General features: G+C 40.2%; 7 protein-coding genes, 2 tRNA genes and 3 rRNA genes. 8 read left to right on the top strand and 4 right to left on the bottom strand.

From position 1 onward, the window contains the following. The first annotated feature begins 104 nt into the window (after positions 1-104). Positions 105-575, top strand: coding sequence for a DUF6495 family protein (locus tag GQR94_RS00130; protein WP_158973426.1), 471 nt, complete (start codon positions 105-107; stop codon positions 573-575). A gap of 147 nt (positions 576-722) precedes the next feature. Further along, positions 723-2099 carry a histidine--tRNA ligase gene (hisS, locus tag GQR94_RS00125; RefSeq protein WP_158973425.1) on the top strand — a complete coding sequence of 459 codons (1377 nt, stop codon included), beginning with the start codon at positions 723-725 and terminating at the stop codon, positions 2097-2099. Here hisS and GQR94_RS00120 read toward each other — a convergent pair. Together GQR94_RS00120 and GQR94_RS00115 are read right to left on the bottom strand one after the other, a co-directional pair. Then, positions 2094-2642, bottom strand: coding sequence for an NUDIX domain-containing protein (locus tag GQR94_RS00120; protein ID WP_158973424.1), 549 nt, complete (start codon positions 2640-2642; stop codon positions 2094-2096). The two genes, hisS and GQR94_RS00120, sit on opposite strands and share 6 nt — an antisense overlap. 50 nt (positions 2643-2692) lie before the next feature. Next, positions 2693-3781 (bottom strand): M42 family metallopeptidase, encoded by a 1089-nt coding sequence (locus tag GQR94_RS00115; protein ID WP_199271510.1) that lies wholly within the window; start codon positions 3779-3781, stop codon positions 2693-2695. Positions 3782-3883: 102 nt separating this feature from the next. On the opposite strand from GQR94_RS00115, the gene GQR94_RS00110 reads away from it, so the two are divergent. From GQR94_RS00110 to rrf, 6 genes are all read left to right on the top strand, one after another. After that, positions 3884-4561 carry a DUF4294 domain-containing protein gene (locus GQR94_RS00110; protein ID WP_158973422.1) on the top strand — a complete coding sequence of 226 codons (678 nt, stop codon included), beginning with the start codon at positions 3884-3886 and terminating at the stop codon, positions 4559-4561. A gap of 391 nt (positions 4562-4952) precedes the next feature. Further along, positions 4953-6471, top strand: a 16S ribosomal RNA gene (locus GQR94_RS00105). 139 nt (positions 6472-6610) lie between these two features. Further along, a tRNA-Ile gene (locus GQR94_RS00100) sits at positions 6611-6684 on the top strand. Positions 6685-6840: 156 nt separating this feature from the next. Beyond that, a tRNA-Ala gene (locus tag GQR94_RS00095) sits at positions 6841-6917 on the top strand. Positions 6918-7151: 234 nt separating this feature from the next. Next, positions 7152-9986: ribosomal RNA gene (locus GQR94_RS00090) — 23S ribosomal RNA — on the top strand. A gap of 171 nt (positions 9987-10157) precedes the next feature. Further along, a 5S ribosomal RNA gene (rrf, locus tag GQR94_RS00085) occupies positions 10158-10269 on the top strand. The 16S, 23S and 5S rRNA genes sit together here with 2 tRNA genes alongside, the layout of an rRNA operon. A gap of 374 nt (positions 10270-10643) precedes the next feature. Here the strand turns inward: rrf and GQR94_RS00080 are convergent. Both GQR94_RS00080 and GQR94_RS00075 read right to left on the bottom strand, forming a co-directional pair. Then, positions 10644-10880 (bottom strand): DUF6095 family protein, encoded by a 237-nt coding sequence (locus GQR94_RS00080; RefSeq protein ID WP_158973421.1) that lies wholly within the window; start codon positions 10878-10880, stop codon positions 10644-10646. 13 nt (positions 10881-10893) lie between these two features. Beyond that, the gene (locus tag GQR94_RS00075; RefSeq protein WP_158973420.1) at positions 10894-11694 is read right to left on the bottom strand and encodes a DUF4249 family protein; all 801 of its coding nucleotides are present in this window, start codon (positions 11692-11694) and stop codon (positions 10894-10896) included.

The following is an 11694-nucleotide window of genomic DNA, read 5'->3' as shown; positions in this document are numbered from 1 at the left end:
ATAATATTAAATCTAAAAAAGGCTGTACAATTTGTACAGCCTTTTTATTTTTGCCTAGATTTTGATTTCAGAACTATTCGTAAATCAAAAATTATAAAGACCTAATGAAGTATACAAGACTTACAAAGCAGCAGTTAGAAGAATTACAGCAGGAATTTATTAATTTCTTAGCGACTCAATCTATTACAGGAGGGGAGTGGGAAAATATTAAAAGCAATAAGCCAGAAGTAGCAGAAGAAGAATTAGATGTTTTTTCAGATTTGGTGTGGGAAGGCGTATTAAACAAAGTAGATTTTGTGGAGAATATTTCAACACAGCAAATGCATTTATTTCACTTAACGGATAAAGAAATGAAATTGATATCTGTTAAGGTGATGAATCCTGAGATAGATCTAACCACAGAAGTAGGCTTTAAGTGGTTTAAGAAAAACTGGCAATCAGATTTTGTCGAATACCTTTCTGCTTCTAAAGCGTATAAGGACGATAAAAACCTTGATAAGTTTGAGCTTATTCAAAAAGGTGCCGTAATAACCAAAGGAGAGCTGTATCAGTGGTTTGAAAAAGTCATTGGATAAGTCGATATTTACGTTGTAGTATAATCTTTAGGCATAATCAAGAGTGTTTTAATTTATTTAAAACAATGTCAAGATACAGTAGAAAATCACTTGTAGCAATAATTATAATGTCTGAACATAGTTGAAGACAAGAACTTAAAACATTAAATGGCACAAAAACCATCTATTCCAAAAGGAACCAGAGATTTTACACCTTCAGAGGTAGTAAAACGTAATTATATATTTGATAGCATAAAGAAGAATTTTCAAACTTTCGGATTTCAGCCCATTGAAACACCGTCTTTTGAAAATTCAGATACCTTAATGGGTAAATATGGAGATGAAGGAGACCGTTTAATCTTTAAGATATTAAATTCTGGGGATTATTTGAATAAAGTAGATGATGTAACCTATGCTGCTAAGAATTCAAATGCAATAACCTCAAAAATATCAGAAAAAGCATTGCGTTATGATCTTACCGTGCCGTTTGCGCGTTATGTAGTAATGCATCAGAATGAAATAGATTTTCCGTTTAAAAGATATCAAATTCAACCGGTGTGGAGAGCAGACCGTCCTCAAAAAGGACGTTTTAGAGAATTTTATCAATGTGATGCAGATGTAGTAGGCTCAGATTCCCTTTTGCAAGAAGTGGAGTTTGTGCAATTATACGATGCTGTTTTTTCTGATTTGAAGTTAGATGGGGTTACTATCAAAATGAATAATAGAAAAATCTTAGCCGGTATTGCAGAAGTAATTGGTGCTAAAGATAATTTGATAGACTTTACAGTCGCTTTAGATAAATTAGATAAAATAGGAGAAGAGGGAGTAAAGAAAGAAATGCTAGAAAAAGGTATTTCAGAAGCTTCTATAGAAAAAGCTTCGCCATTATTTTCTTTAAAAGGGACAAATTTAGAGCAGTTAGATGCCCTTGAATTACTATTGGCAACTTCAGAAGAAGGAGCAAAAGGGGTACAGGAACTTCGTTTTATTATGGAAACAATTTCTGAGCTTGGTTTGCAAACCGCAACTTTGGCTATAGATGTTACTTTAGCACGCGGACTTAATTATTACACAGGGGCTATATTTGAAGTTGGAGCTCCAGAAGGAGTAAAGATGGGCTCTATTGGTGGCGGTGGTCGTTATGATGATTTAACGGGTATATTTGGGTTGAAAGATGTAAGTGGAGTAGGTATTTCTTTTGGATTAGATAGAATCTACTTAGTTTTAGAGGAATTAAATTTATTTCCTGAAGCTATAGATCAATCTTTACAGGTACTTTGTGTTAATTTTGGAGATCAAGAAGCTTTGACGGCTTTAAAGCTTGTAACAAAATTAAGAAAGCAAGGGGTTAAGGCAGACGTCTACCCGAATAGCGCAAAAATGCAAAAGCAAATGAAATATGCAAATAATAGGAATGTACCTTTTGTGATTTTGATAGGGGATGAAGAATTAGCGAATAATTCTTTTGTAGTCAAGAATATGAAAGAGGGATCGCAAGAAACGTATAGTTTGGATAAGGTAGAGGAATTTATAAAAAAACTATAATTCTTTTTTAATTGATTTTATCACCGTTTTGTAATATTGAACGGAGTGTGGTACATATTTTCTAAGATTAGCCATACCCCAAGTTTCTTCCGAAAATTTTAAAAGCGAGGTGAGTTGTAAATCTTCCACTTCGCTTTCTTGTTTTGTAAGCTCCTGTAGTGGTACGTTTAATTCTGCAATGAATGCATGATGAAACTCAGCATCAATCAATTCTGGGCTATGGTTTTGAATAGATTTAAATACACCTATTTTTTTTAACTCCCTCTTGGAGATATTTAGTCCTATTTCTTCAGCAACTTCTCGAACTGCAGCGTCTTCAATTTCCTCGCCAGAAGCAATATGTCCTGCTACAGAAACATCAAACAATAAAGGAAAAATGGTTTTGTCTTTCCCTCGTTGTTGTAATAAGATATGTTGATTTTTAGTATAAAACCAGATATGCACCGTTTGATGAAAAATTCCGTTTCTATGTGCAATAGATTTTAAAACGGTCTCGCCAGTTTTATTTCCGTCAGCATCTAATATGTCTATGAGTTCATCCATACTGTTATATTAAAATCCTCCCTTTTGAGGAGGATTTAGTAAAGGATATATTATTCAAAATAACTGAACGTTTCTCCGTCTTTTATATTTAAGATTGTTTCGTAAATAAGTTTAATCACATTTTCTACGTCATCTTGATGTACTGTTTCTACAGTAGTGTGCATGTAACGTAATGGTAAAGAGATTAAAGCAGAAGCAACACCGCCATTGCTGTATGCAAATGCATCTGTATCCGTACCGGTATAACGTGAAGAAGCCATTCTTTGAAAAGGTATTTTATTAGCTTCGGCCGTTTCAATAATACGTTCTCGTAATTTGTTTTGTACTGCAGGAGCGTAAGATATCACGGGGCCAGCACCTATTTCAGTATGACCTTGTTTTTTCTTGTCAATCATTGGGGTAGTGGTATCGTGACACACATCTGTAACTATGGCAACATTCGGATTAATAGTTTGCGTAATCATTTCGGCACCTCTAAGTCCAATTTCTTCTTGAACAGAATTGGTTATGTAAAGTCCAAATGGCAATTTTTGTTTGTTTTCATGTAAAAGACGTGCTACTTCGGCAATCATAAAGCCACCAGCTCTGTTATCTATCGCTCTACAAACAAATTTGTTTCCGTTTAAAATCTGGAAAGTATCAGGGTATGTGATAACACATCCTACATGAACTCCCATTTTTTCGACTTCTTTTTTGTCTTTAGCACCTATATCAATAAAGATGTTGTCTAATTTTGGTGGTTCTTCTTTTGAGTTATCACGGGTGTGAATAGCGGGCCAGCCAAATATTCCTTTTACAATGCCTTTTTTGGTATGAATATTTACCCATTTCGATGGTGCAATTTGATGATCGCTTCCGCCATTTCTAATCACATATATTAATCCTTCATCGGTAATGTAATTTACATACCATGAAATTTCATCAGAATGCCCCTCAATAACAACCTTGTATTTTGCATCAGGGTTTATGACTCCTACAGCAGTGCCGTAGGTATCGGTAATGAACGTATCTACATATGGTTTTAGATATTCCATCCAAATTTTCTGTCCTTCTGATTCATAACCAGTAGGGGAGGCGTTATTTAGGTATTTTTCTAAAAAATCAATTGATTTTTTAGTCAGTATCTTATTTGTACTCATTTGTGTATATTTTCTAACGAAGTTAAGAATATTCACTTTTATTTGATAGCAATGCTGTAGTTTATTATTAATTTTGATATTCAATACGTGATAATATTAAAGATGAAAAAGAACTTTTTATTAAGCTTTTTGTTGCTTGTGTATTCTTTTTGCTTTGGGCAAGAAGAGGAAACCCCTTTAGATTCCATTGCTGAAAATATGATTATTATAGAAGGAGATTCAATTATGCAAAGTACTATTGCGCTAGATGAATATTATGTTTTTAGTAAACTTAAGTTTTCAAGCTACGAAGAGAAATTACGGTACTATATATTAAGGAGGAAAACACTTAAGGTGTATCCTTATGCGAAATTAGCGGCAGATAGGCTTACGGAGTTGAATGATAGTTTGACCAAGATTACAAAAAACTCGCATAAAAGAAAGTACACTAGAGAAATTCAGAAATATATTGAAGGAGAGTTTTCCGATGAGTTAAAAAAGCTAACACGTACGGAAGGACAGATATTGGTTAAGCTTATACATCGTCAAACGGGCAATACTGCTTTTGATTTGGTGAAAGAATTAAGGAATGGTTGGCGTGCTTTCTGGTATAACGCTACGGCAAAAATGTTTAAGATAAGTCTTAAGGAAGAGTTTCATCCAGATTTGGTCCATGAAGATTACTTAATAGAGGACATATTACAGCGCGCTTTCTCTCAGTTTAGAATAGAAAGACAGAAATCTGCTTTAAACTTTGATTACTCCCAATTAACAGACAAGTGGTCTGGTCAAAAGAAATAGATGTTTACATTTGTTTATATGGTTAATTAAATGTAAATTTAAGACCCTAATTTTTTTACTGAGATTATTATTAAAATAATTTTCAGGCGTAACGTATTGTTATAGTGGGTGATGAGAAAAGGTTTTAAATTTTATTAAAAAAACTTCATCAAAACGCTTGTAGGTTTCAAAAGAGGGTGTATATTTGCAGCCGCTTAGGGAAACAACGATACTGAGATAAGCGTTAAGAAATACGAAATAAAAGTTCATTGACATATTGTAAGACAGCGTTTAATTACTGGAAACGGTAATTAAATAAATTGAATTAAAGAATTAGCTTAAAGAATACTAAGGGCTAGGATTCGGATGATTTTATTGTTGGTTTAGGATGTTATATAATATTTACAAAACAACGATGAAGAGTTTGATCCTGGCTCAGGATGAACGCTAGCGGCAGGCCTAACACATGCAAGTCGAGGGGTAACAGGGAGCTTGCTCCGCTGACGACCGGCGCACGGGTGCGCAACGCGTATGCAATCTACCTCTTACTAAGGGATAGCCCAGAGAAATTTGGATTAATATCTTATGTGGTATATGAGTGGCATCACTTATATATTAAAGGTTACGGTAAGAGATGAGCATGCGTCCCATTAGTTAGTTGGTGTGGTAACGGCACACCAAGACTTCGATGGGTAGGGGTCCTGAGAGGGAGATCCCCCACACTGGTACTGAGACACGGACCAGACTCCTACGGGAGGCAGCAGTGAGGAATATTGGACAATGGACGGAAGTCTGATCCAGCCATGCCGCGTGTAGGAAGACTGCCCTATGGGTTGTAAACTACTTTTATACAGGAAGAATAAGATCTACGTGTAGATTGATGACGGTACTGTAAGAATAAGGACCGGCTAACTCCGTGCCAGCAGCCGCGGTAATACGGAGGGTCCGAGCGTTATCCGGAATTATTGGGTTTAAAGGGTCCGTAGGCGGGCTGTTAAGTCAGAGGTGAAATGCTGCGGCTCAACCGTATGCACTGCCTTTGATACTGGCGGTCTTGAGTTATAGTGAAGTGGCTAGAATAAGTAGTGTAGCGGTGAAATGCATAGATATTACTTAGAATACCGATTGCGAAGGCAGGTCACTAACTATACACTGACGCTGATGGACGAAAGCGTGGGTAGCGAACAGGATTAGATACCCTGGTAGTCCACGCCGTAAACGATGGATACTAGCTGTTCGGTTTTCGGACTGAGCGGCCAAGCGAAAGTGATAAGTATCCCACCTGGGGAGTACGTTCGCAAGAATGAAACTCAAAGGAATTGACGGGGGCCCGCACAAGCGGTGGAGCATGTGGTTTAATTCGATGATACGCGAGGAACCTTACCAGGGCTTAAATGTAGATTGACAGGTTTAGAGATAGACTTTTCTTCGGACAATTTACAAGGTGCTGCATGGTTGTCGTCAGCTCGTGCCGTGAGGTGTCAGGTTAAGTCCTATAACGAGCGCAACCCCTGTCGTTAGTTGCCAGCATGTAATGATGGGGACTCTAACGAGACTGCCGGTGCAAACCGTGAGGAAGGTGGGGATGACGTCAAATCATCACGGCCCTTACGTCCTGGGCCACACACGTGCTACAATGGCCGGTACAGAGAGCAGCCATCTGGCAACAGAGAGCGAATCTATAAAACCGGTCACAGTTCGGATCGGGGTCTGCAACTCGACCCCGTGAAGCTGGAATCGCTAGTAATCGGATATCAGCCATGATCCGGTGAATACGTTCCCGGGCCTTGTACACACCGCCCGTCAAGCCATGGAAGCCGGGAGTGCCTGAAGTCCGTCACCGTAAGGAGCGGCCTAGGGCAAGATCGGTAACTAGGGCTAAGTCGTAACAAGGTAGCCGTACCGGAAGGTGCGGCTGGAACACCTCCTTTCTAGAGAAAAACATCTCAATGATAAAATACGAAAGAGTTCTAGTCCTTGTATTTTTAAGTTATTAATTGTTCAAATTGCTGTCTTATAATTATGTTATTATAATATTGATAGAGTCTGTTAAAGGATTCGCTAAGTGAGAGTCTCATAGCTCAGCTGGTTAGAGCGCTACACTGATAATGTAGAGGTCGGCAGTTCGAGTCTGCCTGAGACTACAAGCTTAAAGTTTGGTTATTTATTTAATCAAGATACGTTCATTAAAATTGAGGATACTAATTTAAATTAGTATCACTTGAAAGGAAATTTTAGAGGTTGAGTATAGCCGTTATAAGTACTGTTAACTAATAACTGTTAACTGATCACTAAAAGACGGGGGATTAGCTCAGCTGGCTAGAGCGCCTGCCTTGCACGCAGGAGGTCATCGGTTCGACTCCGATATTCTCCACCAGGCAATGCCTGGAGATATTTATATCTTCAAGTATTGAGGAGGAATCATTGATAATTTTATTGTCATTGGTGAATCACCGAAAGTTCATTGACATATTGGGACAAAGTGAATTACAATTATCTTCAGGGATATTGTAATCACAAGAAAACACAAATTTAAAAATAGAGTAAAGTACGATAGAGGTACTGCTGTATTTATACAGTAGTAATTTATATAATAGAATAAAAAGGACTAGTGACAAGCTAGAAAAGGGCGTATGGGGGATGCCTAGGCTCTCAGAGGCGATGAAGGACGTGATAAGCTGCGAAAAGCTGCGGGGAGGTGCACACAACTTGTGATCCGCGGATATCCGAATGGGGCAACCTGTCTGGTTGAAGGCCAGTCGTGATCGTAAGATCAAGCAAACCCGGTGAACTGAAACATCTAAGTAGCCGGAGGAGGAGAAAACAAAAGTGATTCCGTTAGTAGTGGCGAGCGAACGCGGATTAGCCCAAACCAGTATTGTTTCGGCAATGCTGGGGTTGTAGGACCACGATATTTGATGCGCGATGAATTAGAACTATTTGGAAAGATAGGCCGAAGACGGTGATAGCCCGGTATAAGTAAAGGACGTTATTGATAGTGGTATCCTGAGTAGTGCGGGGCACGTGAAACCTTGTATGAATTTGCCGGGACCATCCGGTAAGGCTAAATACTCCTGAGAGACCGATAGTGAACCAGTACCGTGAGGGAAAGGTGAAAAGAACCGTGAATAACGGAGTGAAAAAGATCCTGAAACCATACGCTTACAAGCGGTCGGAGCCTTTAGGGGTGACGGCGTGCCTTTTGCATAATGAGCCTACGAGTTACTTTTACTAGCAAGGTTAAGATTTTAAGGATCGGAGCCGTAGCGAAAGCGAGTCTGAATAGGGCGCCATAGTTAGTAGTAGTAGACGCGAAACCGTGTGATCTACCCATGGGCAGGTTGAAGCTTTGTTAACCCAAAGTGGAGGACCGAACCCGTTGACGTTGAAAAGTCTTGGGATGACCTGTGGGTAGGGGTGAAAGGCCAATCAAACTCGGAAATAGCTCGTACTCCCCGAAATGCATTTAGGTGCAGCGTTGTGATAGTTTTATAGAGGTAGAGCTACTGATTGGATGCGGGGGCTTCACCGCCTACCAATTCCTGACAAACTCCGAATGCTATAAAATGTTTCACAGCAGTGAGGGCATGGGTGCTAAGGTCCATGTCCGAGAGGGAAAGAACCCGGACCATCAGCTAAGGTCCCCAAGTGTATACTAAGTTGATATAACGCGGTGGAATTGCATTGACAGCCAGGATGTTGGCTTGGAAGCAGCCATTCATTTAAAGAGTGCGTAACAGCTCACTGGTCGAGCGATTCCGCATGGATAATAATCGGGCATAAGTATACCACCGAAGCTATGGCTTCTGTACTCGGTACAGAGGGGTAGGGGAGCATTCTATGGGTGTTGAAGGTGATCTGTAAGGGTTGCTGGAACGCATAGAAACGAAAATGTAGGCATAAGTAACGATAATGCGGGCGAGAAACCCGCACGCCGAAAGACCAAGGTTTCCCCAGCTATGCTAATCAGCTGGGGGTCAGTCGGGACCTAACGCGAACCCGAAAGGGGTAGTGGATGGACAAGCAGTTAATATTCTGCTACCTGCTCACGCTAAAAGTGACGGGGATGTGGTGTTGGTGCGCGCTGACGGAATAGCGCGTTGAAGGGAGTGGTGACACCCCGATAGTACGATAAAGCTTCGGCTGCGTCGATAATCCAGCGTAACATCCTCCGAGAAAAACAAGTGAAGCAGCCCGTACCGTAAACCGACACAGGTGGTTGGGATGAGTATTCTAAGGCGCTCGAGAGATTCATGGCTAAGGAACTAGGCAAAATAGACCCGTAACTTCGGGAGAAGGGTCGCCCTCCTTTTAGGAGGGCCGCAGTGAAGAGGTCCAGGCGACTGTTTATCAAAAACACAGGGCTCTGCAAAATCGAAAGATGAAGTATAGGGCCTGACACCTGCCCGGTGCTGGAAGGTTAAGAGGAGATGTTAGTTTCGGCGAAGCATTGAATTGAAGCCCCAGTAAACGGCGGCCGTAACTATAACGGTCCTAAGGTAGCGAAATTCCTTGTCGGGTAAGTTCCGACCTGCACGAATGGTGCAACGATCTGGACACTGTCTCGGCCATGAGCTCGGTGAAATTGTAGTATCGGTGAAGATGCCGGTTACCCGCAGTGGGACGAAAAGACCCCGTGCACCTTTACTATAGCTTCGTATTGGTTCTGGGTAAGTAATGTGTAGGATAGCTGGGAGACTTTGAAGCGGCGTCGCCAGGCGTTGTGGAGTCATTGTTGAAATACCAGCCTTTGCTTATCTAGGGCCTAACCCTAACACTAGGGAACAGTGCGTGGTGGGTAGTTTGACTGGGGTGGTCGCCTCCAAAAGAGTAACGGAGGCTTCTAAAGGTACCCTCAGTACGGTTGGTAATCGTACGTAGAGTGCAATGGCACAAGGGTGCTTGACTGAGAGGCATACAGGCCGAACAGGTTGGAAACAAGAGCATAGTGATCCGGTGGTTCCGCATGGAAGGGCCATCGCTCAAAGGATAAAAGGTACGCCGGGGATAACAGGCTGATCTCCCCCAAGAGCTCATATCGACGGGGGGGTTTGGCACCTCGATGTCGGCTCGTCACATCCTGGGGCTGGAGAAGGTCCCAAGGGTTGGGCTGTTCGCCCATTAAAGTGGCACGCGAGCTGGGTTCAGAACGTCGTGAGACAGTTCGGTCTCTATCTACTGCGGGCGTTAGAAATTTGCGTGGATCTGACTCTAGTACGAGAGGACCGAGTTGGACTGACCTCTGGTGCACCAGTTGTTCCGCCAGGAGCATTGCTGGGTAGCTATGTCGGGATTGGATAAGCGCTGAAAGCATATAAGCGCGAAACCAGCCACAAGATGAGATTTCTTTAAAGGGCCGTGGGAGATGACCACGTTGATAGGCTATAGGTAGAAGGGCAGTAATGTCTGTAGCCAAGTAGTACTAATAGCCCATAGGCTTGCACAACTTGCCCCCTTTAATTAGGGGGCGGACTTCCTTTTTACATTACATAAGCCGTAAATCGTAGCTTACTTTAATTATATACAAGTGTTTTATGTGAGTGGTTATACCACCCATTTTGTCCCTTTAATATGTTAACAATATTAGTTGCTATACCGTAGGTGTAGTACAAAGATTTAAGGTGACCATGGCGATAGGGTCCACCCCTTACCATTCCGAACAGGGAAGTTAAGCCTATCAGCGCCGATGGTACTGCTATACCAAGTGGGAGAGTAGGTCGTCGCCTTTTTTTAATTAAGTCCTCAATAGAAATATTGAGGACTTTTTTTGTTTATATAGGTTTGTGTAGTATTGTATCTTCTGCAAGGTACACGGGAGTATAGCGCTCTACCTAATATTAAATCATTACCCAAGTGCAAGTTTGTTCTTAAGACTTCGAAGAATCCTGTAGCGTATAATTCGTTTTTATGCACTCTATTAATACTTAAACACCGCTCAAGACTTCCTTTTTCCTGTCTTGTGTCAATTTTTAGTTGGTATCCTGAAGGGGTAAGACGTATATGATGCTCGTTTTTAAATGCAGATGTCTGTAGTTTTAAAGCAAAAAAAAGCCACTTACATGAATTGTAAATGGCAGTTTGTTATTTATATGGTAGAATATGCTTATTTCTTTTTCTGTTTTTTACCAAATAGGCTATCCATTATCGTTTTTATACCTAAGAAAGCCATAAATAACGCTGCTATAGCTAATATAAAGCCCAAAATTAATACTGGGATATACAAGGAGTGTTCTTGGTTTTTAAAGGCTTGGTAGATTACAACTGGAGCAGAAAACATTAACGCTACGGTATAGCCTAAATATTTTAATCCTTTAACTAAAATGTCTTTATCTGTATGCATGATTTCTTATACCTTATTCAATAGTAATTAGTTGTGTAAAAGTTTCAGAAATTGAAAAATAGCCTAAAGCGTAATTTTCAACTGTAGTGGTGTTTATGATATTACCACGAACGGTACCAGCAGGAGTTTGAAAAGGCCCTTGACTACCACCACTTTGTGCAATTATTTGATTCATATAATTATAAAAGGTTTCATCTACTCCCAATATACTTACTTGTGCGGTTCGCCCTGCTTCTAAATCTGAATCATAAAAATAGGAGAATTCAAATTGCTCTCCTTCATAAAAAGTATCTTCAGACACTAAAAACTCATTAAAATCAAAGTCAAACAGATAGAAATTTTCAGTAGCTATATTATCCGTATACGCGATGATAATTTCTGTTTCGTCATCATCAAACAAAGTGCCTTCTCCCTGAATCAATTTATCGATTGGAGCAGAAGAAGTAAACGTGGAAATTCCTTCATAGGTTTCATTATTGTACACAATGTTTAGCGTAATTGGTCCTTCTTTTAAAATTTCTGTGGATACGCTGGTGGTGTATGTTCCTGTTTGCGATTCAATAAGCGTAATTTCGGCGCTGCTATTGCTGGTTTTTATTACCACACTTGTAACCGTTAACGGGGTTATCATCTCAAAAAAAGAATTGGATAAACTTGTTTTTATTACCAGGTCAGTATTTGTCTCTGTATCAGATACGCGTATAAGGCCATCAATAACTAATCTGGATTGTTCTGTTGGCACATCTACGTCAATTACATCTTCGCAACCTAAAGCTACTAAAGAGACTAATAGTATGAAATATATATTTTTCAT

The organism is Cellulophaga sp. L1A9, from assembly GCF_009797025.1.
GTDB lineage: Bacteria > Bacteroidota > Bacteroidia > Flavobacteriales > Flavobacteriaceae > Cellulophaga.
The sequence above is the reverse complement of the archived record's forward strand: the minus strand, read 5'-3'. Positions and strand labels throughout refer to the sequence as shown.

Coding starts and splice junctions, on each gene's coding strand:
- GQR94_RS00080 (WP_158973421.1), bottom strand. CDS start 10,880: ATGCATACAGATAAAGACATTTTAGTTAAAGGATTAAAATATTTAGGC.
- GQR94_RS00115 (WP_199271510.1), bottom strand. CDS start 3,781: ATGAGTACAAATAAGATACTGACTAAAAAATCAATTGATTTTTTAGAA.
- GQR94_RS00130 (WP_158973426.1), top strand. CDS start 105: ATGAAGTATACAAGACTTACAAAGCAGCAGTTAGAAGAATTACAGCAG.
- hisS (WP_158973425.1), top strand. CDS start 723: ATGGCACAAAAACCATCTATTCCAAAAGGAACCAGAGATTTTACACCT.
- GQR94_RS00075 (WP_158973420.1), bottom strand. CDS start 11,694: ATGAAAAATATATATTTCATACTATTAGTCTCTTTAGTAGCTTTAGGT.
- GQR94_RS00120 (WP_158973424.1), bottom strand. CDS start 2,642: ATGGATGAACTCATAGACATATTAGATGCTGACGGAAATAAAACTGGC.
- GQR94_RS00110 (WP_158973422.1), top strand. CDS start 3,884: ATGAAAAAGAACTTTTTATTAAGCTTTTTGTTGCTTGTGTATTCTTTT.